Here is a 24,511-nt window from a genome sequence, read left to right as displayed (position 1 = left end):
TCAACCCGTGATGATCCGCTTTTGACAATGCGGTCGACGGAGAGCTATTCTCCGAAGATCACTTAAACGATTAAGTTACACGCGGTTAGTTCAGTCTAGCGAGTGTTTTCAAAGGAGCAAACAGTGGGCGATCGGCTCGATCTCGCATTTCTCAACGGCGCAGTGTTCACGGGCGAGGAGTATATCCCCGCCCCCTGCCACGTCGGCATCAAGGACGGCAGGATCCTGCTGCTCGGGAATGAGGTGGAGGCCGCCATTGGAGAGTCGACCGAGGTCGTTGACATCGCGGGACAGCTGTTGCTGCCCGGGATGACCGATTCCCACGTGCACCCGGTCGAGGCGGGCATGGAGATGCTCGGCTGCAATCTCGCCGACGGCTGGAACCGCGAGGACTACCTCGCTACCGTGAGTGAGTACGTCGCGGCGAACCCGGACGAAGAGTGGATCGTCGGCGCCGGATGGCAGCAGGCCGCGTTCCCCGGCGGCGCGCCCCTCAAGGGAGACCTCGACGCGATCTGCAACGACCGCCCGATCATCCTTTCGAACCGCGATCACCACAGCGCCTGGGTCAACAGCGAGGCGCTGCGGCGCTGCGGCATCGACGCGCACACCCCGGATCCTGCCGATGGGCGCATCGAGCGCGACGAGCACGGGGAGCCCACCGGAACGCTGCACGAGGGCGCCCGCATGTTGGCCCTCTCGCACGCACCGCAGCCGAACCTCGACGAGATGTACGCAGGATTCCTGGTCGGCCAGGCGAAGCTGATCGCCTACGGCATCACGAGCTGGCAGGACGCCCTCATCGGGCAGTACGGCAACCACAGCCCCAAGTTCTACGACGTGTACCGGCTCGCCGAGGAGCGCGGCGAGCTCAGCGGGCGCGTCAATGGCGCGCTCTGGTGGGAGCGCAAGGAGGGGCTCGAGCAGATCCCCGCGTTCGTGGCGAAGCGCACTGCGGCACACGGCGGACGATTCCGCGCAGACACCATCAAGATCATGCAGGACGGCGTCGCCGAGAACCAGACCGCCGCGATGATCGAGCCCTATCTTGCGCCAGGCTGCGACTGCGCGACGACCGCGGAAGCGTCGGAAAACGCGGGGCTCTCGTTCGTCGACCCGATCAAGTTGCGGGACATTGTGACCGAGCTCGACCGGCAGGGCTTTCAGCTGCACTTTCATGCGCTCGGGGATCGAGCCGTGCGCGAGGCGCTCGACGCGATTGAGGTGGCGCGCGCCGCGAACGGCGACGCCTCGACGGTGATGCACCAGCTCGCGCACATCCAGATCATCAACCCGAGCGACGTGCCGCGTTTCGGCGCGCTCAACACGTCGGCGAACATGCAGCCGCTCTGGGCAAGCTACGACCCCCAGATGATCGATCTCACGCTGCCGTTCCTCGGGGACGAGCGCGTCACCCACCAGTACCCGTTCGCGTCGCTGGTGCGCAGCGGCAGCCACCTCTGCGCTGGCTCCGACTGGCCTGTGACCTCGGCCGACCCGTGGCTCGGCATGCACGTCGCGGTGAACCGCCAAGTGCCGGTCAGCCACCCCGACTACGACGAGCGGGTGTTTCTCGAGAACGAGAAGCTCGACCTGGCCACCGCGCTGCGCGCCTACACCCTCGGCGGCGTCGAAGTGATGGGGCGCAGCCACGAGGTTGGTCGCGTCGCTCCGGGCTATCTCGCCGACGTGGTCGTCACGAACCAGGATCCCTTCGCGAAGAGCTCCGCGGAGATTCACGAGACGCGCGCCGCGCGGGTCTACAGCGACGGCGCACTCGTCTACTCGGCCTAACTCCTGACTGTTACCCCTCCAATCCACACCCAAACAAAGGAACAACGAATGATGAAGAAGAGCTTGGTGGCCACGGCCGCCCTCGCAGTGCTTCTGACCACCGGTTGCGCGGCAGGAGGTGCCGACGCCAAGGGTGGCGATGCAGGCACCGACGCGGCAAAGCCCGCGAACACGGCCGTCGACCTGTCCAAGATCACGGTGAGCGAAGAGGCAGCGGCGATGCTCCCCTCGGAGATCGCCGAGCGCGGGACGTTCGTCCTCGGCGTCGACGCCACCTACCCGCCGAACGAGTTCAAGGACGATGCGGGCAACCCGATCGGCTGGGAGGTCGACCTCATGAATGCGACGGCCGCCAAGCTCGGCCTCGAGACCGACAACCAGGTCGCGAAGTTCGAGAACATCATCCCGAACATCGAGCTCGGCAAGTTCGACTCGGGCATCGCGGGCTACTACGACACGATCAAGCGTCAGGAGAGCTTCGACATGGTCGACTTCTTCTGGGCCGGCAACCAGTTCGGCTCGCTGAAGGAGAACGAGATCGCGAGCGAGCTCGACATCTGTGGCCAGAAGATCTCCGTGCCCAACGGTGGGTCCGCGCCGCTGTACTACCTGCCCGAGATCGAGAAGGAGTGCCTGGCTGCGGGCAAGGACAAGATCGAGGTCATGGGATACGACACGACCGAGGAGATGGTGGCTGCGGTGTCGCTCGGCCGTGCGTACGCGTTCGTCGCGGACTCACCCGTGGTGAGCTACGCGATCAAGAACAGCGGTGGCAAGCTCGTCGGCTCGGAGATTTACGACACGCTGCCTGCCGGTGCCCCGTTCAAGAAGGGCAACACCGAGCTGGTCGAGGCCTTCGCCGCGGCGATGCAGGAACTGCACGACGATGGCACCTACGACGAGATCCTGGAGTTCTGGGGCGTCGAGGTCGGCCGCGTCGACGCGATCACTGTCAACGCTGGCACGGAATAGTCGATGAGCCAACCGATCACTACTGTGGTCCCGGTGGCACCGCCGAAACCCATTCGCGCGGTGCCCCTCCGGCACCCCTGGCGCAACCTGCTCGCGTTCGCGCTGATCTTCCTGCTGCTTGCGTTCATCGTGGACGCGTCGCAGCGCGAGGCCTACGACTGGCCGGCGTTCGCTGAGTACCTGTTCGATCAGCGCGTCATCACCGCTGCCGGTGTGACGCTCGCCCTGACGTTCTTGTCGATGTTTGGCGCGATCGTCATCGGCATCATCCTCGCGGTCATGCGCGAGACCAGCAACCCGGTCCTTCGTGCGCTCTCCTGGGGGGTCATCTGGTTCTTCCGCGGCACGCGGGTCTGCTGCACGGTTAGGTGACAGTTTCTAGTCACGCAGCCAGTGCGGCTGGCGTGTTCATGATGGCCTCGAAATCGATCGGGGTCAAACGGCCGAGTCGGGGTTGGCGTCGGCGGCGGTGGTAGGTTCGTTCGATCCAGATCACGATCGCTATGCGCAGCTCCTCGCGGGTGGCCCAGGAACGGCGGTTGAGGACGTTCTTTTGGAGCAGACTGAAGAACGATTCCATGGCAGCGTTGTCACCGCATGAGGCGACTCTGCCCATCGACCCGACGAGGCGATTGCGGGTCAGAGCCCGCAGGAACTTCTGGCTGCGAAATTGCGATCCACGATCGCTGTGAACCACACAGCCGGCGACGTCACCGCGCATCGCGATGGCATTCTCCAGAGCGTTGACGGCCAGACTGGACTTCATTCTGGAGTCGATCGAGTACCCGACGATCTTGTTCGAGAACACGTCTTTGATCGCGCAGAGGTAGAGCTTGCCGTCCGTGGTGGTCCTGTGCTCGGTGATATCGGTCAGCCAGAGTTGGTTCGGCTTCTCGGCGGTGAACTCGTGCCGGACACGACCATTCTCGTCGGTGACCGTGCAGAGATCGTCGTGGACGGCCGGGCCGGGCTTCTTGCCGTTCCTGCCCCGTTTCTTCCCGAACACGCTCCACCACGCGTTGTCACGGCAGATGCGCCACGCTGTCCGGTCAGCCATTGCCTCCCCGACGTCGCGGGCCTCGTCCGCGAGCAGCCGGTGACCGAACTCGGGATCGTCGTGGTGGGCATCGAACAGCGCGTTCGCACGATATGCCTCGACCACCTCACTACCGGCGATCGGGTCGAGCAGCCACCGGTAGTAAGGCTGGCGAGCAAGCTTGAGGACCCGGCACGTCACCGCGACAGGGATCCTGTCCTCGGCGAGCTCCTTCACGAGCGGGTAGAGCCTTTTCCCGGCAGATTCGCCTGCGACAGATATGCCGCAGCCCGCCGGAGGACCTCGTTCTCCTGCTCAAGGAGGCGGATCCTCTTGCGCGCTTCGCGCAGCTCCACCGCCTCGCCGCGGGCCTGGCCCGGCTTAGAGCCGTCATCGACCGCAGCGCGTTGCAACCATTTCTGCAGCGTCATCGGATGGACCCCGAAGTCTTTCGCGATCTGCTCAATCGTCACTCCGGGTTCGCGACCTCGAGCGACTTTCACAACACCGTCACGGAACTCACTGGGATAAGGCTTAGGCACAATGACATCCTTCCAGGCCGCCCTCCCGGGCAAGCCAACTCAGATGTCACCTAACCGTGCAGCAGACCCCGCCCGTGTACGTGCAGCTGGTGTTCTGGGGTCTGCTCGGGGCGATTTATCAGTCGATCAACGTTGGTATTCCCTTCCAGGAACCCTGGCTCGTCATCGAGACCATGGACATCGTGCCAGTGTTCTGGATCGCGGTCATCGGCCTGGCGCTCAATGAGGCGTCGTACATGGCCGAGATCGTGCGCGCCGGCCTGCTCTCGGTTGACGAGGGCCAGGTAGAGGCCGCGAGCGCGCTTGGCATGGGCTGGTGGCTCACGATGCGCAAGGTCGTTATTCCGCAGGCCATGCGCGTCATTATCCCGCCGACCGGCAACGAGCTCATCGCGATGCTCAAGACGACCTCGCTCGTCACGGCGGTCCCCTTTAGCTGGGACCTCTACACTCGCACGCGAGACATCTCGGCAGCGACGCTCAACCCGATCCCGCTGCTGCTCGTGGCGTCTGTCTGGTACCTGTTCTTCACCTCGATCATGATGATCGGCCAGGCGCAGCTCGAGAAGCGATTCTCGCGCGGCCACGCAGGGGCGTCAGGTGGGGCAAGCAAGAAGCGCCGCAAGCCCACGGTGCGCACAACTCCGGTCGGGGCGCGGGCAGTCGCCGGTGCAGCGGCAGGATCCGGTTCGAACGAGGGGCAGTCATGAGCGAGATCAAGCTCGTCGCGCAACAGGTCTACAAATCCTTCGGCGACAACCACGTACTCAAGGGCATCGACTTCGAGGTGAAGCGGGGCGAGGTGAGCTGCTTGCTTGGCCCCTCGGGCTCGGGCAAGTCGACGTTCCTGCGCTGCATCAACCATCTCGAGACGATCGATTCGGGCAGGATCGAGGTGGACGGCGAGCTCATCGGGTATCGCGAGCACGGGAATAAGCTCTACGAGCTCAAGCCGTCCGAGGCGGCGCAGCAGCGGGTGAACATCGGCATGGTGTTCCAGCGCTTCAACCTGTTCCCACACATGACGGCGTTCGAGAACATTACGTGTGCGCCGATGAACGTGAGCCGGAAGAACAAGTTGGAGGCGACCGACCTGGCGTTCGAGCTGCTCGACCGCGTCGGACTCGCTGACAAGGCCGACGCGTACCCGAGAGAGCTGTCCGGCGGACAGCAGCAGCGGATCGCGATCGCCCGGGCGCTCGCGATGAAGCCTGACCTCATGCTGTTCGACGAGCCGACGAGTGCGCTCGACCCGGAGCTCGTCGGCGAGGTGCTCGATGTGATGAAGAACCTCGCCGAAAGCGGCATGACCATGATCGTGGTCACCCACGAGATGGGCTTCGCTCGCGAGGTGGCTGACACCGTGACATTCATGGACGGCGGCGCCGTCGTTGAGCACGGTGCACCCGACGATGTGCTGCTGCGGCCACAGCACGGACGCACCCAGGCGTTCCTCTCGAAGGTGCTGTAGTCAGAACACCTTGGATGGGCCCCGACCACACGGTCGGGGCCCATCTGGCATTTTCGGGGGCCGATCATTGATCTGATGAATCTGTGATAACTTGATTCGGTAAGGGTGCCCTTACCAAGATCAGATGAATCGGAAGAGGTGCCCGGCGATGATTGCCACGCTGCTCATTGGACTGCGCGAGGGCCTCGAAGCGGCGCTGGTCGTCAGCGTGCTGCTCGCCTACGTGCACCGGATCGGCCGCCCCGACGCAGCGAGAAAGATCTGGCTCGGCGTGGTGCTCGCCATCGTCGTGTCGCTGGGTATCGGCGCGACGCTCACGTACGGCGCGTACGGGCTGTCCTTCCGCGCACAGGAGCTCATCGGCGGCGGCCTCTCGATCCTGGCAGTCGCCATGGTGACGTGGATGGTGTTCTGGATGCTGAAGATGGCGCGCGGCATCAGCGGCGCGCTGCGGGATCAGGTGGACACGGCCTTGCTCGGCAGCGGCTGGGGCCTTGCGGTGCTCGGCTTCGTGTCCGTCGGCCGCGAAGGACTAGAAACCGCCCTCTTCATCTGGGCCACCACGCGTTCGAGCGGTGTCTCCCCGCTCCTCGGCTTCGCCTCCGCGGTGTCCGGGATCCTGGTGGCGGCCGCGCTCGCATGGGCGCTCTACCGTGGAATGCTGCGCATCGATCTCGGGAAGTTCTTCCGCTGGTCCGGGGTGCTCCTCATCATCTTCGCCGCGGGCGTGCTCGCGTACGGCGTCCACGATCTGCAAGAGGCAGGCGTCTTGCCCGGCCCATTCGTCGCCGCGCCCGTCGGGGCGAGCCCGTTCGTCGCCGCGTGGTTCGGCGAGAGCGCCTGGGCGTTCCAGCTCTCGCACCTCATCGCGCCTGACGGGGTGCTTGGCGTGCTGCTCAAGGGCACCATCGGGTTCTCTCCCGAGATGACGAAGCTCGAGGTACTCGCCTGGGCGCTCTACCTCGTGCCGACGCTGGTCATCTTCCTCCGACGCTCGTCTCGCACCGCGAGCGCGCCCAAGGCCGTGCCGGCCCCGCTGCCGAGCGACGCCCCTGTCACCCCGTAACTTCCCACGAACCACCGACAAAGGACCCTCATGACTCGAACACCCGCATTCCTCCGCTCCGCGCTGGCGGTCACCGCCGTCGCCACGGTCGGGCTGACGCTCACCGCGTGCGTGCCCAACGACGCCCCGAGCGCCGCGTCCATCACGGTGAGCGCCGCGAACGAATCGTGCGCGGTGTCGAGCCCCGAGAGCGCGAGCGGCACCGTCACGTTCGCCGTGACGAACGACGGCGACAAGGTGAACGAGTTCTATGTGCTCGGCGAGAACGAACTCACGATCGTCGGTGAGGTCGAGAACATCGCGCCGGGGGCAACCCGCGAGCTCACCGTTCAGGTGGGGCCGGGGACCTACTACACGAGCTGCAAGCCGGGCATGATCGGCGCCGGTGTCGGCCAGGCACTCTTCACTGTTACCGGTGATGCGGTCAAAACGACGCCCGAGGCGGACGCCGTCGTCTCGCAGTACATCGGCTACGTCAAGTCGCAGACCGAAGAGCTCGTGCCGGCGGTCGAGGAGTTCGTCGCGGCGTTCCAGGCGGGCAATGTCGACGAGGCCCGTCGACTGTTCCCGATCGCGCGCATCGCGTACGAGCGGATCGAGCCGACCGCCGAGCAGTTCGGCGACCTCGACCCCAAGATCGACTACCGTAAGCCCGGCGCGATTGAGGAGGGCCTGCCGTTCACGGGCTTCCACCGCATTGAGCAGGACCTGTGGCTCGACGAGGCGATCGCCAACTATTCGACGCCCGAGAAGGACCACTACGCCAAGGACGATCTCGTCCCGATGACGGCCGAGCAGCGCACCGAGATCGGCGACCAGCTGATCGCCGACATCACTGAGCTCACAGACAAGGTCGCGTCCCCCGACTTCACCCTCACCCTGGCGGACATCACCGAGGGGGCCAAGGGCCTGCTCGACGAGATCGCGGCGCCCGACGGGAAGCTCCCGGGCGAGGAGAACGAGTTCGGCCACACCGACCTCTACGACTTCACCGCCAACGTTGAGGGCTCGCAGGTGGCCTTCGATACCGTGCGCGAACTCGCGGTGGCAAACGGTGAGCAGGATCTCGTCGCCGAGCTCGACACAGAATTTGCCGCGATGCTCGAGTTGCTCGCCGAGTACGGCTCGTACGACGAAGGCTTTGTCTTCTACGACACGGTGGGCGATACGCAGCGCAACGAGCTTGCCGCACAGTTGAACGCGCTGAGCGAACCCATGTCGCGCCTGACCGCGGCCGTCGTCAAGGGCTAATCTCATGGATCAACCTGACCAGGCCCCTGAGGGCGCGCCCGCGCCCTCAGGGATCCGGCCGAGCCGGCGGGCGCTGCTCGGCATGCTCGGCGCCGGTGCCGCGGGACTCGCCGGTGGTGGGCTCGCGGGGGCGGCGATCGCGAGTGCAGCCGCGGCGGGGACCGCTGGAGGAGCCACCACCAGCACGGTCGCGTTTCACGGCGCGCACCAGGCGGGCATCGTCACCCCCGCGCAGGATCGCCTCCACTTCGCCTCGTTCCAACTCGTGCGCGGCACGACGCGGGACGACCTCATCGAGCTGCTGCGCGAGTGGACAGCGGCCGCTGAACCGCTGACGCGCGGCGAGGCGCTCGGCACGGGGCTCGAGCCGGACAACGCGCTCCTTCCGCCCGACGACACGGGCGAGGCCGAGGGGCTGCACGCGGGCCGACTCACAATCACCTTCGGCTTCGGGCGCGAGCTCTTCGTGGGCGACGACGGGGACAGCGACCCGTTTGGGCTGCGTGCGCAGCTGCCGGCGGAGTTCGCCCCGCTTCCCGCGTTCGCCTTCGATCTGCTTGAGCAGGCGCAGAGCGGCGGGGCGCTGTGCGTGCAGGCATGTGCCGACGACCCGCAGGTCGCGGTGCACGCGATCCGAAACCTCGCGCGCATCGCGGTTGGTCGCGCCCACCTCTCGTGGAGCCAGCTCGGGTTCGGGCGCACCGCCTCGACCTCCCGCGAGCAGGAGACGCCCCGCAACCTCTTCGGGTTCAAGGACGGCACGATGAACATCATGTCGGACGAGTCCGCGGCGCTCAGCGACTTCGTCTGGGTCGGGAACGAGGGCCCCGAGTGGATGCGCGGGGGCACGTACCTGGTGGCCCGCAAGATCATGATGACGATCGAGACCTGGGATCGAGCTTCGCTGGGCGAGCAGGAGAGGATCATCGGGCGCACCAAGCGCACGGGCGCCCCGGTGACTGGCGGCGACGAGTTCTCGCAGCCGAAGCTCGGGCTGCGCGGCGAGGACGGCGAGCCCGTCATGGATATGGCGGCGCACGTGCGCCTCGCGCACCCGAAGAACAACGACGGGGCGCGCATGCTGCGCCGCGGCTACAACTACGTCGACGGGTCGAACAATCTCGGCCAGATGGGCGCCGGGCTCTTCTTCATCTCGTTCCAGAACGACCCCGAGATATTCGTCCGGGTGCAGCGCTCGCTCAAGCCGGACCTCATGGGCGAGTACATTCGCCACATCGGCTCGGGGCTCTGGGCGGTGCCGCGGGGAGTGGCAAAGGGGGAGTTTCTCGGGCAGGCGCTGTTTGGCTAGTCATCCGCGGGGCAGGATCGATTCGCCCCAGCGCGCGAGCCGCACGCGGGAGTCGACCCCGCTCTTCGCATAGAGCGAGCCCACGTGGGTCTTCACCGTGGTCACACCGATGTGGAGTTCGTCGGCGATCGCCTGATTGCCCAGGCCGCGGGTGACGAGCTCAAGCACCTGGCGTTCGCGGGTGGTGAGATCAGCGAGGACGGGCGAGCGCCCCGCGGAGTCCGTGCCCGAGGCCTGAGACGCCGTTGCGGCTCGGGCGATGAGTCCGCCGGTAATCGCAGGATCCACCACGTGGCGGTCCGCCGCCACGTGATGCACCGCCTGGATGAGCTCGACGCCGCTTGTGCTTTTCAAGAGATAGCCGTGTGCACCGGCGGCGAGCGCCGCGGCGACCAGGTCGTCCGAATCGAAGGTGGTGAGGGCAATCACGCGTGTGCCGGTTTCGCCGGTGATGCGCGAGATCGCCCAGATGCCGTCGGTGCCGGGCATGCGCAGATCAACGAGCGCGACGTCGGGGGAGTGCCGGTGGGCGGCGGCGAGGGCATCGAAGCCGTTCTCTGCCTCGGCGAGGACCTCGATCGAGGTGTCAGTGCTCAGGATTGCGGCGACCCCGCTGCGCACGGCCTCGTGGTCGTCGGCAATAATTACTCGGACGGTACGAGTCATGCGGTTCTCCGATTCGTGCGTGGCAGGGGGACGACGATGTTGGCGCACCAGCCACCCTGACGATCTCGAGCCGCCGATTCCAGGCGCGCCCCGATGCTGCCGAGCAGCAACTCGGTGCCGCGAATGCCCAGGCCCGAGCCCAGGGCGCTGCTGCGCTTCGGCGGGACGTCGTTGGCCACGCTGATGTGCAGCCCGTCGCTGGGCTCAATATGAGCGTGAATCTGTACGTCACCCGAGCCGTGTTTCGCCGCGTTGACCACAAGCTCCTGCAACGCGCGCAGCAGGACCTGTTGGTGCGCGGGAGGGGCGTTGCTCAGCGCTTCGCGCAGGATCTTGTCGCTTTCGCCGGAGTACTCAAGTGCGCGCCCGGACGGCACGAGTCGCGCGAGTTCGTGCAGTTCGTCCACGAGAGCCGGTGTCTCCGGCTCATCGAGGCCATCGACCGCGCTGAGCACTGCGATCAGATGGCGTAACTCGTGGTGCGCCTGGTCGGTGCCGCGCTTCGCCTGCTCCAGGCTGCGCATCAGCGTGGCGGTGTCTGGTGTATCGCGCGCAGCGACAAGTTTCGCCGCCTCAACGTGCAGGCCAGCCACCGCGATCTGATTCGCGACGAGATCGTGCAGGTCGTGCGCAATGCGGCCGCGCAGCTGGCGCGCCGACAGGACGTGCTGCCTCGCCATTTCGGAGCGCGTGCGCATGCGCTCGCTGCGCACGCTCCACCCCCACATCGCGGGAACCGCCACGATGAGTACCCACTGCACCCAGAAGATCGGCACGGTGGTGTCGTGGAGCGGGCTCCAAATGAGCACCGCGCCGAGCACGACGGCGCAGCCGATCCCACAGCCCAATAGCACCCGGATGGCGCGCTCGCTGCCGTACTTCACGGCGGCATAGATCAGGTCAGTCAAGATAAAGATCACGGCGAGGCTGCCGCCGAAGCTGAGGTCCACGACCGTCAGGGCGACGCCGAGCCCGAGCGCCACGAGTGGCTTCCGTGAGCGCAGGATCGTGGCGCCGCATATCCCGACTAGGGGAAGCACGAACGCCCAGTTCGGCACCGCCACAACCGCGAGACTTGCCCAGAGCCGGACGATCCCCGCGGAGGTGAGCAGCAACCCAAGCAGCAGCCAGCAGCCGGCGACGATCAGGTCGCGTCGTCCAGGGTTCGCCTCGAGCGCCCTCCACCAGCGTGCCACCATGCCCCCCAGTCTGTCGGAACGCTCGTCGCCCCGTCTCATCCGGTCGGAGGAGGCGAGGCGGCCTGGAGGAGGATCCGCTGCGCTCGCCGCAACTTCAGGCTGGAATCATGGATCTCATCGTCATTGGAATCGTCGCCTGCGAGGTCGGGTTCTGGGTCGTGCTCAGCGCCGGACTCGTCGCTCGGTACCTCTTCCGGAGGCGCAGGCTGTCATCACTGCTGCTGCTGTGCGCCCCCGTGCTCGACCTGCTGCTGCTTGCATTGATCGGGTGGGACCTGGTGCTGAATGGCGCGAAGGCGAGCTTCGCGCACGGCCTCGGGGCCGTCTACCTCGGCTTCACAGTGGCTTTTGGGCATCAGGTCATTGCCCGAGTGGATGCCTGGGTTGCGCATCGCTTCGCCGGGGGACCGCAGCCGGTGAGGCCACCGAAATCTGGCCTGGCGCAGTTGCAGTATGAGTGGCGCGAATGGCTGCGCATGCTGCTGTGCGCGGTGGTAGCGAGCGCGGTGCTGCTTGCCATGGTGCGGTTGGTGGGTGACGCCGCGCGCACCGTCGAGCTCTGGGGGTGGCTGAGGCGGGTGTGGCTCGTCACCGGGGTGTGGCTGGTCGGCTGGCCGATCTGGCTCAGCGTGGCCTATGTGCTGCGGCCCCAGGCTCAGCTTGCGCCGAGCGGCGGCTCGACGAGCAGTCCGACCCGTTCGGACACGTAGCGCTCGAACTCCCCGGACGAGGCGAGCGGCATACCCGCGCGCCAGCGCACGCGCGGCACCCCGTCGTGCAGGCCGACGGGGGAATCGTCGCCGAGCACCGCGAGACCGGCGTCATCCGACGGCAGCGCCTCCGCGTCGAAGTGCACGATCGTGCCGACGGGGTACCCGCCGCGCAGAGCGGCCGCCGCGATCTCGCGGCGCTGCTCACGCGACTCCGACTGGAAGTTCGGCCTGCCGCGCTCGGCCGATCGGGTCGAGGGGCCCGCGACAAGCCAGAGCGGAAGAGACGGGGCAGGATCCTGCCGGCGACGAGTCTTCTGAGCCGGTGATACGTGGTCTTCGGGCGAGACCAACAGCAGCACGCCGAGCCGCCAGACCGCGCCCGTCGGACGCATCGCGGGTGGGATCCTGCGGAGGAAGCGACGATGTTCGGGGATCAGCTCGGCAAGCGCCTCGGGCGCGATCCCGGCCGCATGCAGCGCGCTGATAGCCTGAATCCCGGCGTCTGTAATGCGGGCTGCCGCCCCTCCCTCGTGCACCCGGCCAGTGTAGCGCCGGCAAGTGTCACCGGGCCCGGGCACGCACAGGCGACCAAGGAGTTTCATGATCCAGGCCAACGGCACTCGCAACGAAGCGCTGCGCGCCGTCCTGCTCGTGATGGCCGGTTCGATCGGTGTCCAGGTGTCGGCCGCGCTCGCGCTCGGCCTGTTCGACTCGATCGGTGTGCTCGGCACCAGCGCGCTGCGCATGATTATCGCGAGCATCGCGCTCTGCGCGCTGCTGCGTCCGAAACTGCGCGGGCGCAGTAAGGAAGAGTGGATCGGGATCGGCGTCTACGGCGTCTCGATGGCGATGATGAACATCTTCCTCTACCTCGCGATCGACCGGATCCCGCTCGGCGTCGCCACCACGATCGACTTCCTCGGACCGTGTGCCGTCGCGCTCGCCGCCTCGCGCCGGGTGCGTGAGGCAGGGCTCGCGGTGATCGCCCTCATCGGCGTCGTGCTGATCGTGGGGCTCGGCGGCGAGTTCGACCTAATCGGCTACCTCTTCGCCCTTGGCGCAGCGGTGAGTTTCGGCCTGTACACGCTGCTCGCCGCGCACGTCGGCAAGTCGGAGGGCGGCATGAGCGGGGTAGCGCTCTCGGTCGCGTTCTCCGCGGTACTCACGCTGCCCTTCGCCGTCCCGGTCGTCGGCTCGGTGCAGCCGGCGCAGTGGGGCATCCTGATCGTCTCGGCGCTGCTCGGCATGGCGCTCGCGTTCTTCGTGGACACCCTCGCCGCGCGGCTCACCTCCGCGCGCGTGGTCGGCGTGCTGTTTGCGTTTGACCCGGTCATTGGGACGCTCATCGGGTACTTTTGGCTGGGGCAGACGCTCACCCCGCTCGCGGTGTGCGGCATCGTGCTTGTGGTCGGCGCAGGCGCGGGGATCGTCTGGCTGGCGGGGGCGCGTGCCGCCCCGCAGGATCCCGGCGAGCTTGTCACACTCCCACTTTCAGCTGACTCCGACCCAGGAAAGGCGACCCCATGACGGACCACGGCGGCGCAGCATCGCTCGAGATCGAACGCAAGTACGAGGTGCTCGGCGACGAGCCGCTGCCGCGCATCGAATTGCCCGGGGCGGCCTCGGTGGCCGAGATTCGCGCCCAGATGGTCGCGCGCTACTGGGACACCGCTGACCGGGATCTCGGACGCGCGGGCCTCGCGCTGCGCTCGCGCTCGGGCGGATCTGACGCCGGCTGGCACCTGAAGGAGCGCGGCCCGAACGGCGTCCACGAGCTGCACTGGCCCGCGGCGGAGGAGATCCCGGAGGGAGCCGTGAACGTGCTGCGCGAACGGTTCAGGGCGGCGACCCCGGAGCTCGTGCCGGTGGCGACCGTGCAGACCGATCGCACCGTGCGCCGCCTGCTCGACGCCCAGGGTCGCCTCCTGATGGAGTTGGCAGACGACCACGTGTTGGCCACCGACCACGACGGGGGCGCCGTGCGGGCCTGGCGCGAGTGGGAAGCGGAGCTCGGCGAGGGCGCCGCCGCATCGCTGCTCGAACTGGCCGAACCGCAGCTGCTGGCGGCGGGCGCGCGGGCCTCGCTGAGTGAAGCGAAGATTCAGCGGACGCTGGGTCAGACGGTGCCCGCGGCCTGGCGCCGCAGCGCTCCGCTTCCCGAGCTGATCGCCTGCGCGCTCATCGACCTCGCCGACCGCATCGCGGCCGCTGGCGACGCCGTACGCGGCGACGAGCCGGACGCGGTGCACCAGACCCGCATCCTGGTGCGCCGTGCGCGCGACCTCATCACGCTGTTTCGCGCGGACCTCGGGGTCTCATCGGAGGACGCAGCCCCGGCGGTCGAGGCGCTTCGAGGCCTCGGCGCCCTACTGGGCGCGGTGCGCGACGCCGAGGTGCTGGCCGAGCACGCCGAGCGACTGCTCGCCCAGGAACCCGCCGTGGCCGGCCTTCGCCGGGTCAACCGCCTGCTCGTCGGAGCCGCGCAGACCGAGCGGGCCGCGGCCCTTGCCGAGCTGCGGGAGCGCATCGAGTCCGACGGCAACCCCTCGAGCGAGCCGGTCGATCCGGGCGACCCGCTCTCACTGCGCCTGGTCGCGAGCCGCCTCCGTGCGCTCGGATATTTGGCGGCCGAGCAGGATCCCGCCGCGGGAGCCGCGGACCCGGGTGAGCCGCCCGCGCCGCCCGCCGAAGTGATCGCCGAGCGCCTGGACGGGCTGCTCGACCGCCTCGCCCATGCGGCGGCGAAGCGCGCCGACGCGTTCACCGACCTCGAGGGCGCGAGCCGCCTCCACGGCATTCGCAAGCGCGCTCGCCGCGTGCGCTACGCCGTCGAGGCGCTGGGGGAGCGCTCGGGAGCCCCCGACCCGCTGCCCGCGCCGCTGAGTGCGGGGCTCGCGAAGGATGCACACGCGGTGCAAGACCTCTTGGGAGAGGCGCGGGACCGAGTCGTGCTCGCCGAGCATCTGGAGGCGCTCACGGAGCCCGTCGACGGTGCTGACGAGCCGCACGCTGCGACGGCTGAGCTCGCAGGGCGCCTGGCGCGACGGGTGCGCGACGAGGCCGCCGCGGCGCTCTCGGGAGGTCCATCAGCCATCGCCCGGTTGCAGGCGCATAGGGTGGGGGCATGAGCGAAGTAGATCCGAAGGCCCGACGGAAGCAGATCATCGTGGGCCTCGTGATGGGCCTGATTGTCGGCGTCGTTGTGAGCGCGTTGACCGCCTTTTGGCTCTGGCTGCCGGCCGGGCTCGCGCTCGGGCTGGCGTCGGGCGTGATCATCAAGCCGCCGGCCGAGTAGCACCGCGAGATTCCGCTCTTTTCGGACAGCCTGTCCGGCGCGAACGGCGCTCTCAGAAAAACAGAGGATGCGGAAGTTGCATTCGTATGTCAGGATCATTGACATAGCGAGTGAGGACATCATGCATCAGACCGTTTTTGAAAAGAATCGACCCGCAGCGAAGATCGTTGCCGAGTCGCTTCGCGACACCAAGCTTGAGTGCTTCTGGATCGACGACATCGCCGATTCCGTGGCACGCTACCCGGAGCTGAGCGGTATCCAGGTTGTCGACGATGCCGTCGTCGGTGGTGGCTTCGCCGGCCTCTGGACCGCGATCAAGCTCAAGACCGAGCACCCCGACCACCGTGTGGTGCTGCTCGAGGCCAAGCAGGTCGGCTGGGCCGCATCAGGCCGCAACGGCGGATTCTGCGAAGCCAGCATCACGCACGGCGAATCGAACGGCGAGTCGCGCTGGCCGAAGGAAGCCGAGAAGTTGTTCCGCATGGGACACGAGAACCTCGACGCGATGGAGCAGTTCATCGCCGAGAACAACCTCGACGCGGAGTTCGAGCGCAACGGCGTGCTGTCGGTCGCGAACGCGCCCCACCAGGTCGCGTGGCTCGAAGCGGGCGAAGACTCCGTTGTGCTGAGCAAGGAGGAAGCGCAGGCGCGTATCAAGTCGCCCACGTTCCTCGGAGCCACGTTCTCGGCGCGCGAAAACGCGAACATCCACCCCGCGAAGCTCGCTGCAGAGCTGGCCCGCCACGCAGCCTCGCTCGGCGTCGAGATCTACGAGCACAGCCTCGTCCAGGACCTGCACGGCAAGGCCGACCAGCCCATCGTGCTGCAGACGCCCAAGGGCACCGTCCGGGCCAAGCGCGCGGCACTCTGCACTAACGTGTTCCCCTCGCTGCTGAAGCGGTACGCGTTGCACACCATTCCTGTGTATGACTACGTGCTGGTGACCGAGCCGCTGACCGACGAGCAGCTCGCATCGATTGGCTGGGAGGGCCGCGAAGGCCTCGCCGATATGGCGAACCAGTTCCACTACTCGCGTCTCACGGCGGACAACCGCATTCTCTGGGGCGGCTACGACGCGATCTACTACACGGGTGGGAAGGTCCGCGCCGAGTACGAGGACCGCATGGAGAGCCACGAGAAGCTGGCCAGCCACTTCTTCACGACGTTCCCGCAGCTTGCGGGCGTCAAGTTCTCGCACCGCTGGGCCGGCGCGATCGACTCGAGCACCCGCTTCTGTGCGTTCTTCGGATCGGCGCTGGGCGGACGCGTGCAGTACGTCGCGGGCTTCACCGGCCTGGGCGTGGGCGCGACCCACTTCGCCGCCGACGTGATTGTCGACCGCCTGAACGGTCGCAAGACGGAGCGCACCGAACTCGAGATGGTTCGCCAGGTGCCGGTGCCCTTCCCGCCGGAGCCGATTGCATCGATGGGCATCAACTTCACGCGTTGGTCCATGGACCGCGCCGACCACAACGAGGGCAAGCGCAATATCCTACTCAAGACGCTTGATGCGCTCGGCCTCGGCTTCGATTCGTAGGGACTGACGATGACTGAATATGCGCTTCCCGAGGGGGAAAACCGAGTGATCGCAGCCGCGACCGCTTCGATCGAGCTTGAGGCGGTTCCCGCCGACGAGGTCGAGGCAGGAACGCCGAGCCAGGGCATCGTCGAGCTTGGCGCGATCGGCGGCTGCGAGGCTGGCATCTGGGAGCTCCGTACCGGCACGGTCACGGATACCGAGGTGGACGAGTTGTTCGTTGTGCTTTCGGGCTCGGCCGTGATCGAGCTTCTTGACGAGGGATCTCGCGTCGAGGTGCAGGCGGGCGATGTGATGCGCCTCGTCGCTGGTACCCGCACGCGCTGGATAGTCGAGGACCACATCCGCAAGGTGTACCTCGCGGGTTAGTTGATGCAGAAAGACCCTGGTGCTTCGGCGCTGGGGTCTTTTTGCTGTTCGGGACGCCCGTGCCGAGCCTGTCGCCACGCAGGCGAGACGGCAGGTGAATGCGCCCCGGGGCTGTCCAGCTGAATCCCAGCTTGGCGCTAGAATCGCGCAGGGCCCCCGCACAGGGAGGCACGCACACTTGACCCGAGGAGATCGCGCATGGCGCTGCCCTGGAAGCTGCACGGAGACGGCAAGATTGTCTCGACCGATGAGCTGGTGCTCCCCGAAGAGCGCCTGAGCTGGCCGCGCACGATCGGTTTCGGCGCGCAGCACGTCGTCGCCATGTTTGGCGCGACGTTCCTCGTCCCGCTGATCACCGGCTTCTCGCCCACGGCGACCCTGTTCTTCTCGGGCCTCGGCACGCTGCTGTTCCTGCTCCTCACACGCAACCGGCTGCCGAGCTACCTCGGTTCGTCGTTCGCGTTCCTCGCCCCGATTGCGGTTGCGACCACGGGCTTCGAGTACGGGGACCCGGTCGGTCTCGCCCGGGCCTCGTTCGGCATTCTTGCGATGGGCGTGCTGCTCGCCGTCGTCGGCTTCATTGTCCAGCGCTTCGGCGCCGGCTGGATCAACGCACTCATGCCGCCCGTGGTTATGGGCTCGATCGTCGCGCTGATCGGTTTGAACCTCGCCCCCGCGGTGAAGAACAACTGGCTGGGCAACCCGGCCAACAACCCCGACGTGAACCAGGGCCTGCACTCGACCGCCGCGCTCATCACGATCGTCGCGGTGCTGCTAATCACCGTGGTCTTCCGCGGCATTCTCGGTCGCCTGTCGATCGTGCTGGGCATGGTCGTCGGCTACGTCGCCGCGGTCCTCATGGGCATCGTCAACTTCGACGGGGTCGCTGAAGCCGCCTGGTTCGGCCTGCCCGACTTCCACCTGCCCGCGAACCCGTTCGCCGACCCGTCGCTCTGGGGGATCCTGCCCGCGTTCCTCCCCGTCGTGCTCGTGCTCGTCGCCGAGAACGTCGGCCACGTGAAGAGCGTCGGCCTCATGATCGATCGCGACCTTGACGCGAAGACCGGCCCCGCCCTCCTCGCCGACGGCATCGCGACGGTACTCGCCGGCTTCGGCGGCGGCTCGGCCACCACCACCTACGGTGAGAACATCGGCGTGATGGCAGCCACCCGCGTGTACTCGACCGCGGCCTACTGGGTCGCGGGCATCATTGCGATCCTGCTCGGCTTCTCGCCCAAGGTCGGCGCCCTCATCTTCTCGGTGCCCGCCGGCGTGCTCGGTGGCGTCACCGTGGCGCTCTACGGTCTGATCGCGCTCATCGGTGTGAAGATCTGGATTGACAACAAGGTGGACTTCTCAAAGCCGATCAATCAGTTCACGGCGGCCATCCCGCTGATCGTCGGAATCGCCGACTTCACCCTGCAGATCGGCAACGTGGTCTTCAACGGCATCGCGCTCGGCACGGTCGCCGCAATCTGCGTCTACCACCTGATGAACACCATCGGCAAGGCCCGCGGCACTCGCTAGCCGCGCCGCGCCGCAAAACTCCGGCCGTCCTCCGCGCGATTGCGGGGGACACGCCGTAGGGTGGCGGTGTGTGGAGTGCAGATCGACGCCGGAAGACCGGCAATAGCGGAGCGACGTCAACGAACGTCGCGCCCGAACAGCGCGCCGGTGAGCCCGAAATCGGTCAGCCGGTGGTCGAGGGATCGCTCGCCCCGAGGCTCTCGAACCCCCTGCCCCGCCTGGCGCACCCGACGCCCCGCGTGGCTGGCGGCCCGGATCTCCCCGTGAGTGACAGCGCCGGATCGCTGTCGGCGGTCGAGCCGTTCGCGGAGGATCACGCCGCCTGGCGCGCACAGCTCTCGGCAATCGGCGGCAAGAGCTCGCTGCTGCACTTCGAAGACTCCGCGCTCAGCCGGATCGAGCTCTCCACCACGCACCCGGGTGGCTTGCCCCAGTTCATTACGGGCCAGAAGATTCTGCTTTCGACCCTGATCCGTGACGACCTCGCGCTGCGCAACGCGCGCATCGCCGCGGGCAGGATCACGGACAAGGCCATCGAAATGCGCACCGTGCGCGGCCTCGAGACCGTACACCTCGGCATCGGCATTGCGAAGTGGAACTTCGAGGGCGCGGACTTCTGCGGCCCCGTGTTGCTGCGCCCCCTCGCTATCCGCCGGTACGGCCGCGACTTCGAGCTCAAGCTCAAGCAGCGCCCCTACGTGAACCCGGCGCTGACCCGCGCGCTCTACGAGCAGTTCGGGATCAGGCTCGATGCGCGCTCGCTGCTCGAGCTCTCGCAGGCCTCCGGAGTGTTCAAGCCGCAGCCCGTCATCGACCGGTTGCGCCAGGTGGTCGCGGGCGTCGCCGACTTCGTTGTGCAGCCGCGCCTCGTTGTCTCCTCCTTCCTAGACGTTGCGCAGCGCATGCTCACGGACGCACGCTCGTTCGATTCCCCCATCCTTGCGGCCATCTGCGGCAGTGAGCCAGCTCGGTCGAGTCTCGCAGCGGGGTACCGGCCCGTTTCGGCGATCTCGCCGAACACGCGTCCGCCCGAGACGGATCGCCACCTGCACGACGCCGACGCCGAGCAGGACGACGTGCTCGCGCAGATCGAGGCCGGTCACTCGCTCGTCGTCCGCACGCTGCCGGGCACCGGCGGCACGCAGACGGTGGTGAACGCGATCGGCGCCCTGGTGCGCGCCGGCAAGCGCGTGCTGGTCGTCTCGCCGCGGCGCGCCACGCTTGACGGAATCGCGCACCGGCTGAGCCGGGTGGGCCTTGCGGGCCTCGCGATCTCCCCGCGGGTCATTCGTCGAAACCTTGTCGAGGCGATCAGTCGCAACGAGGGCGCCCAGCAAACGAACCTGCGCGACGTCGACGACGCGCTCTCGCGTCTGCGCAGTGTGCTCATTGACTACCAGACGGCCCTCGACTCCCGCGACGGCCGCTTTGGCGTGGCCCCGCTCGAGGCCGTCCGTGAACTCACCCGACTGGCGCTCGCTGACGATTCGCCCACCACGACGGTGCGCCTCGACGATGTCGCCCTCAACTCGCTCGCCCTCGATCGCTCAGGCATCGCCGAGGCGCTCACCGAGGTCGCTCGCCTGGGCCAGTTCCAGTACGGCCCTGAGGAGTCCCCCTGGTACGGGGTGACCTTTACCACGACCGAGGAGGCGCGCAGCGCCTACTCCCTCGCGGTCAAGCTGGCCGAGTCCGAGCTGCCGCGCCTCATCTCGAAGGCCAACGAGGTCATCACGCAGACCTCGATGCGGCCGTACGAGACGGTTGCCGAGCTCGGCGTGTACCTGCGCCTGCTCATGGGTATTCGCGAGACCCTCGACAAGTTCACCCCCGAGGTCTACGACCGTTCGCTCACCGAGGTCATCGCTGCCCACGCGCCGCGCTCGAGCGACGACATGTCAGGGCCGAACAAGCGGCGCCTGCGCAAGCTCGCCCGCGAGTACGTGCGCCCCGGTGGCCACGTGACCGACATGTACGAGCGCCTCACCCAGATCCAGCAGCAGCGCGTGCTGTGGCAGCGCTACACGTCGGTCGTCGGCGCCCGCCCCGAGGTTCCGGTGGGCACCCGCGACGTCATCACTGCGTTCCAGGCCGCCTACCAGGACCTGGCCGAGCTCGACCGGGTGCTCGGCACCACGGCAGAGCCCGACCGCCTGAAGAACGTGCCGCTCACTGACCTCGCCCGCCGGGTTACCGAGCTGGCGCGCCCCTCGGAAGTACTCCAGAACATTCAAGAGCGCACCGCGCTGGTGGAGCGCCTGCGCGCCGCCCACCTTGAGCCGTTGCTCGACGACCTCTCTGCCCGGCACGTCCCCGCGGGTCAGGTCGCGGCCGAGCTCGACCAGGCCTGGTGGCAGTCCGTGCTTGAGCGCATGCTGCAGACCAACAAGGCGCTGCTGAGCGCCAACACGGGAGTCATCGAGCGCCTCGAAGCGGACTTCCGCCTCGTCGATGACGCGCACGCGGGCGCCAATGGCCAGGTGCTTGCCGCCCGTCTTGCCGACCAGTGGCGCGTTGCCGTGCTCGACCATCGCGAGGAGGCGGTCGCGCTGCGGGACGCCCTGCGTGCGGGCAGCTCGTCGATTGACCTGCTGGTGACGAAGGCCCCGACCCTCATGGGCGTGCTCGCTCCGGTGTGGGCGGTCTCGCCGTACGAAGTCTCGATGCTGCCGGAGGACCTGCGGTTCGACGCCGTGCTGCTGGTCGACGCCGGTGCGACGACGCTCGTCGAGAACCTGGGCGCGATCCGTCGCGCGGGTCAGGTCGTCGCGTTCGGCGACACGGTCACGCAGACCCCGGCTCCCTTTACAATCGCCGTGCGCCGCGAGGCCGTCGAGGATGAAGCGCACGTGGGCGACGACGCCGCCCTGCACGAGGGATCCGCGTACGCGCAGCTGCGCGCCGTGCTGCCGGAACTCTCTCTGACGCGCAGCTACCGCGCGGGCGGCGAGGACCTCACGAGCCTCGTGAACGACCGCTTTTACGACCAGCAGATCGAGTCGCTGCCGTGGGCGGGCAGCTTCCTTGGCCACCACAGCATCACGCACGAGTACGTGCGCGGCGGACAGGGCCTCCCTGACCAGCAAACGGGCGCGGTCGAGAGCACCGACGCCGAGGTCGAGCGCGTCGTGCAGCTTGTGCTGCAGCACGCGAGCGAGCGCCCGCGCGAGTCGCTCATGGTGATCACGGCGAGCGAAAAGCACGCCGTGCGCGTCTACCAGTCAGTGCTCGCGGCGTTCGCGAAGTACCCGCAGCACCGTGACTTCCTTCTGGGGGAGCGGGCGGAGCCGTTCACCGTGCTCACCCTCGAGCAGGCGACCGCGCAGAGCCGCGACCGCGTGATCTTCTCGATCGGCTACGGCCGCACCCCGCACGGGCGCGTGCTCTCGAACTTCGGTGCGCTGGGTCGCCCCGGTGGGGAGCGCCTGATCGCCGTCGCCATGACCCGCGCCCGCCGCGGCATGACCATCGTCAGCTGCTTCCGCGCCGATGACCTCGACGCGAACCGGATGAAGCACGGCGTGGTTGAGCTTGCTGAGGTGCTGGCACTCGAGCACCCGGATCCTGCCGCAGACGCGCTTCCCGCAGAGCGCGACCCGATGCTCGGGGAGCTTGCCGACCGTCTCGAAGAGCTTGGACTGAATGTCACGCTCGACTACCGGGGCGCGATTCCGCTCGCCGCCTCGCTCGGAGAGCGGGCTATCGCGGTCGAGCTTGACTACGCCGGCGGCGAGGAGAGCCTGCGCGACGCGCTGCGTCTGCGGCCGACCGTGCTGCGTCGTCTGGGCTGGCACTACCACCGCGTCCACAGCTTTGACCTGTTTGCCGACCCCGAGCAGGTGGCGCTGCGCATCGCCGGCATCATCGGGTACAACGCTGATGCGCCTGCCGAAGAGACCGAGTCGCAGGATCAGGCCGCGGCGCCCGGGGCCTCTCAGCTCGGTGCCTAGGCGCTCGGTGCCTCAGCACGCAGACCAGGATCCGCCGGCTCCCCGGCGGTCCCGCCGCGCCTCGCGCCCGGCGCCTGAGGGTACTGACCCGCATCCCGGCGATCACCCGCTCGATTCGGCGGCGGCGGAAGACCAGCCCGAGGGCTGGGGCGACGGCGCCGGTACAAAACGTCGAAGCGCAGCGAAGGGCGCCGATCAGGGGGGCGCCGAGAACGACGCCCGCCTGATCGGCGACAAGCCCCCGCACTGGGGGTAGCGCTACTTCTGCTGCTGCTGCGCCTTGAGCAGGTCGCGAATCTCCGCGAGGAGGTCGGTCTCAGTAGCGGCGGCCTCTTCTGCCGTCTCACCCTTGGCCTTTGCGGCGCGCTCGCGCATGGTGTTCATCGGCATGACGAACACGAAGTACACGACCGCTGCAACGATCACGAAGTTGAGGACGGCGCCGATCACTGCGCCGAACGCGATCGCCCCGCCGCCGGGAAGCTGCACCAGGAGGGCGGTATCGAGCGAGTCGGCCTGGAAGAACATGCTGATCAACGGCGTGATCAGCGAGTCGACGACCTTTTGCACCACCGCGTTGAACGCAGCACCGATGACGACCGCGACCGCCAGATCGATGACGTTTCCGCGCATCAAAAAGTCGCGAAATCCTTTAAACATGGTGCCCCCTTGTGTCAACGATCAGCGCCCCCGTGGCCCTGATCAGGTGGCCGCACCTCCGGCGCGACGCAATTAAGCGTACTCGGCGGGAGGCTGCGAGGGCCGGCAGTTACGCTGCGGAGGAGGTTCCCGAGCTGCTTGAGCTCGCAGTGGACGAGCTTGAGCTCGAGCTCGAGCTTGATCCTGCAATCGAGCTTGAAGCGCTCTTGCCGGAGCCCGATGCGCGCGAGTCGGTGCGGTAGAAGCCCGAGCCATTGAAGGTGACGCCGACCGCGCCAAACACCTTGCGCAGCTGGCCGTCGCATTCGGGGCACACCGTCAGGGAGTCCTCCGAGAACGACTGGTGGATGTCAAAGGCGTGTCCGCAGGCGTTGCAGCGGTAGGCGTACGTGGGCATAGTTCTTCGATGCTACCCCGCCGAGCTGGGCAACCGTGCCGATTGCTGCGAGCAGATGGCGAACTCGCGTCAGTGGCTCGTCTTGAAATAGTGGACCTGGGACTCCGTGACGACTCCGGTCACGGGGACATCATGCAGTTCGGTCGGCACTTCGGGGACGAACTCGCTGTCGTAGACGACGGCGAACACGGGTGGACGCCGGTCCATCGAGCCGAGTGACTTGTCGAAGTACCCGCGGCCCCAGCCGATCCGATCGCCGGTTTCGTCGATTGAGCACGCCGGGATAATCATGAGGTCGACGTCATTCACTGCCAGCGGGCTCAGGATCTCGCCGCCGGGCTCGGGGAGGCCGTAGAGGCCCTCGTGGATGTCGCCGTCGCCGGCGACGGCCCACTCGAGCAGGCCGTCCTCGCGTGCAATCGGGAGGAGCACGCGGACGCCTTGCGTCGCGGCCCACTCGAGAAATCCGCTCGTGTCGGGCTCGCCAGCAATGGCGAGGTAGCACGAGACAGAGCTGGCGCCCCGGCCGGTGACGAGCGTACGGAGGTTCGCGGTGATCCCGTCGCGCGCCGCCGTGCGTGCAGCCTCGCTGAGCTCCGCTCGCCGCTGGCGTACCTCGGTACGCACCATGCGCTTCGCGCGGGTGATTTCGGTTCGGTCGATGTCGTCGGCCATGCTGCCAGTCTAGGCTTCCCACTCGAACGTTTGCCGTCTTTCTGCTTTCGCGTGGCGAAGCTGCCGGCAGGCAAATCCCCGC

The 24,511-nt window shown here is 67.5% G+C and carries 24 protein-coding genes; 17 read left to right on the top strand and 7 right to left on the bottom strand.

The genetic code is table 11. The annotated features are described in order from the left end of the window. Nucleotides 1-123 precede the first annotated feature (123 nt). From JW030_RS11485 to JW030_RS11475, 3 genes are read left to right on the top strand one after another with little or no spacing between them, the layout of a single operon-like run. Nucleotides 124-1,794, top strand: a complete 1,671-nt coding sequence (locus JW030_RS11485; RefSeq protein ID WP_188046730.1) for an amidohydrolase — start codon at nucleotides 124-126, stop codon at nucleotides 1,792-1,794. 48 nt (nucleotides 1,795-1,842) lie between these two features. Beyond that, the gene (locus tag JW030_RS11480) at nucleotides 1,843-2,766 is read left to right on the top strand and encodes an ABC transporter substrate-binding protein (RefSeq protein ID WP_188046731.1); all 924 of its coding nucleotides are present in this window, start codon (nucleotides 1,843-1,845) and stop codon (nucleotides 2,764-2,766) included. 33 nt (nucleotides 2,767-2,799) lie between these two features. Beyond that, entirely contained in the window at nucleotides 2,800-3,138 is a 339-nt protein-coding gene (locus JW030_RS11475; protein WP_206348566.1) for a hypothetical protein, read from the top strand. A gap of 10 nt (nucleotides 3,139-3,148) precedes the next feature. On the opposite strand, the gene JW030_RS11470 is transcribed toward JW030_RS11475, so the two are convergent. After that, a protein-coding gene (locus tag JW030_RS11470) for an IS3 family transposase (protein ID WP_188046806.1) occupies nucleotides 3,149-4,344 on the bottom strand; the annotation gives its coding sequence in 2 pieces (ribosomal slippage) (nucleotides 3,149-4,057 and nucleotides 4,060-4,344; 1,194 coding nt in all). 56 nt (nucleotides 4,345-4,400) lie between these two features. Here JW030_RS11470 and JW030_RS11465 point away from each other — a divergent pair. The 5 genes from JW030_RS11465 to efeB all read left to right on the top strand — a co-directional run bounded on the left by JW030_RS11465 (nucleotide 4,401) and on the right by efeB (nucleotide 9,441). Further along, a complete protein-coding gene (locus tag JW030_RS11465; RefSeq protein WP_188046626.1) occupies nucleotides 4,401-5,054 on the top strand; it encodes an amino acid ABC transporter permease in 654 nt (217 codons plus the stop codon). Beyond that, nucleotides 5,051-5,815: an amino acid ABC transporter ATP-binding protein gene (locus tag JW030_RS11460; protein WP_188046625.1), complete on the top strand. Its 765-nt coding sequence runs from the start codon at nucleotides 5,051-5,053 to the stop codon at nucleotides 5,813-5,815. The genes JW030_RS11465 and JW030_RS11460 overlap by 4 nt, the downstream gene beginning before the upstream one ends. A 148-nt stretch (nucleotides 5,816-5,963) precedes the next feature. Continuing rightward, nucleotides 5,964-6,881, top strand: a complete 918-nt coding sequence (efeU, locus tag JW030_RS11455; protein ID WP_188046624.1) for an iron uptake transporter permease EfeU — start codon at nucleotides 5,964-5,966, stop codon at nucleotides 6,879-6,881. Between the two features lie 30 nt (nucleotides 6,882-6,911). After that, nucleotides 6,912-8,132 carry an iron uptake system protein EfeO gene (gene efeO / locus JW030_RS11450; RefSeq protein ID WP_188046623.1) on the top strand — a complete coding sequence of 407 codons (1,221 nt, stop codon included), beginning with the start codon at nucleotides 6,912-6,914 and terminating at the stop codon, nucleotides 8,130-8,132. Between the two features lie 4 nt (nucleotides 8,133-8,136). Continuing rightward, nucleotides 8,137-9,441, top strand: a complete 1,305-nt coding sequence (gene efeB / locus JW030_RS11445; protein WP_188046622.1) for an iron uptake transporter deferrochelatase/peroxidase subunit — start codon at nucleotides 8,137-8,139, stop codon at nucleotides 9,439-9,441. Here efeB and JW030_RS11440 read toward each other — a convergent pair whose 3' ends face one another. Continuing rightward, entirely contained in the window at nucleotides 9,442-10,107 is a 666-nt protein-coding gene (locus JW030_RS11440) for a response regulator transcription factor (RefSeq protein ID WP_188046621.1), read from the bottom strand. Beyond that, nucleotides 10,104-11,306: a sensor histidine kinase gene (locus JW030_RS11435; RefSeq protein ID WP_188046620.1), complete on the bottom strand. Its 1,203-nt coding sequence runs from the start codon at nucleotides 11,304-11,306 to the stop codon at nucleotides 10,104-10,106. The genes JW030_RS11440 and JW030_RS11435 overlap by 4 nt, the downstream gene beginning before the upstream one ends. 107 nt (nucleotides 11,307-11,413) lie before the next feature. Here JW030_RS11435 and JW030_RS11430 point away from each other — a divergent pair, with 107 nt between their 5' ends. Continuing rightward, nucleotides 11,414-12,016, top strand: coding sequence for a hypothetical protein (locus JW030_RS11430; protein WP_188046619.1), 603 nt, complete (start codon nucleotides 11,414-11,416; stop codon nucleotides 12,014-12,016). Here the strand turns inward: JW030_RS11430 and JW030_RS11425 are convergent. Then, nucleotides 11,962-12,555 carry a hypothetical protein gene (locus JW030_RS11425; RefSeq protein WP_188046618.1) on the bottom strand — a complete coding sequence of 198 codons (594 nt, stop codon included), beginning with the start codon at nucleotides 12,553-12,555 and terminating at the stop codon, nucleotides 11,962-11,964. The genes JW030_RS11430 and JW030_RS11425 overlap by 55 nt on opposite strands. Before the next feature lie 64 nt (nucleotides 12,556-12,619). Between JW030_RS11425 and JW030_RS11420 the strand changes: the two genes are divergently transcribed. The 8 genes from JW030_RS11420 to JW030_RS11385 all read left to right on the top strand — a co-directional run bounded on the left by JW030_RS11420 (nucleotide 12,620) and on the right by JW030_RS11385 (nucleotide 22,953). Then, a complete protein-coding gene (locus JW030_RS11420; protein WP_188046617.1) occupies nucleotides 12,620-13,546 on the top strand; it encodes a DMT family transporter in 927 nt (308 codons plus the stop codon). After that, on the top strand, nucleotides 13,543-15,147 hold the full coding sequence (locus tag JW030_RS11415; RefSeq protein ID WP_188046616.1) for a CYTH and CHAD domain-containing protein: 1,605 nt from the start codon (nucleotides 13,543-13,545) through the stop codon (nucleotides 15,145-15,147). Before JW030_RS11420 ends, JW030_RS11415 begins: the two co-directional genes overlap by 4 nt. Then, nucleotides 15,144-15,314 (top strand): HPP family protein, encoded by a 171-nt coding sequence (locus tag JW030_RS11410; protein WP_188046615.1) that lies wholly within the window; start codon nucleotides 15,144-15,146, stop codon nucleotides 15,312-15,314. Before JW030_RS11415 ends, JW030_RS11410 begins: the two co-directional genes overlap by 4 nt. A gap of 121 nt (nucleotides 15,315-15,435) precedes the next feature. Further along, nucleotides 15,436-16,851, top strand: a complete 1,416-nt coding sequence (locus JW030_RS11405) for an FAD-binding oxidoreductase (RefSeq protein ID WP_188046614.1) — start codon at nucleotides 15,436-15,438, stop codon at nucleotides 16,849-16,851. Between the two features lie 9 nt (nucleotides 16,852-16,860). Beyond that, nucleotides 16,861-17,220 (top strand): cupin domain-containing protein, encoded by a 360-nt coding sequence (locus tag JW030_RS11400; protein WP_188046613.1) that lies wholly within the window; start codon nucleotides 16,861-16,863, stop codon nucleotides 17,218-17,220. Nucleotides 17,221-17,418: 198 nt separating this feature from the next. Beyond that, nucleotides 17,419-18,747, top strand: coding sequence for a uracil-xanthine permease family protein (locus JW030_RS11395; protein ID WP_188046612.1), 1,329 nt, complete (start codon nucleotides 17,419-17,421; stop codon nucleotides 18,745-18,747). A gap of 284 nt (nucleotides 18,748-19,031) precedes the next feature. Continuing rightward, on the top strand, nucleotides 19,032-22,697 hold the full coding sequence (locus JW030_RS11390) for an AAA family ATPase (RefSeq protein WP_370567046.1): 3,666 nt from the start codon (nucleotides 19,032-19,034) through the stop codon (nucleotides 22,695-22,697). 7 nt (nucleotides 22,698-22,704) lie between these two features. Continuing rightward, nucleotides 22,705-22,953, top strand: coding sequence for a hypothetical protein (locus JW030_RS11385; RefSeq protein ID WP_188046611.1), 249 nt, complete (start codon nucleotides 22,705-22,707; stop codon nucleotides 22,951-22,953). Between the two features lie 2 nt (nucleotides 22,954-22,955). Here the strand turns inward: JW030_RS11385 and mscL are convergent, their stop codons facing one another. The 3 genes from mscL to JW030_RS11370 all read right to left on the bottom strand — a co-directional run bounded on the left by mscL (nucleotide 22,956) and on the right by JW030_RS11370 (nucleotide 24,429). After that, complete coding sequence (gene mscL, locus JW030_RS11380; RefSeq protein ID WP_188046610.1) at nucleotides 22,956-23,357, bottom strand: large conductance mechanosensitive channel protein MscL; 402 nt, start codon at nucleotides 23,355-23,357, stop codon at nucleotides 22,956-22,958. Between the two features lie 109 nt (nucleotides 23,358-23,466). Beyond that, the gene (locus JW030_RS11375; RefSeq protein ID WP_188046609.1) at nucleotides 23,467-23,754 is read right to left on the bottom strand and encodes an FmdB family zinc ribbon protein; all 288 of its coding nucleotides are present in this window, start codon (nucleotides 23,752-23,754) and stop codon (nucleotides 23,467-23,469) included. Between the two features lie 69 nt (nucleotides 23,755-23,823). Beyond that, nucleotides 23,824-24,429: a 5-formyltetrahydrofolate cyclo-ligase gene (locus JW030_RS11370; RefSeq protein ID WP_188046608.1), complete on the bottom strand. Its 606-nt coding sequence runs from the start codon at nucleotides 24,427-24,429 to the stop codon at nucleotides 23,824-23,826. Nucleotides 24,430-24,511 lie beyond the last annotated feature (82 nt).

The sequence above is a fragment of the Leucobacter sp. CX169 genome, from assembly GCF_017161405.1.
Lineage (GTDB): Bacteria > Actinomycetota > Actinomycetes > Actinomycetales > Microbacteriaceae > Cx-87.
This window is presented reverse-complemented; position numbering and strand designations above follow the sequence as displayed.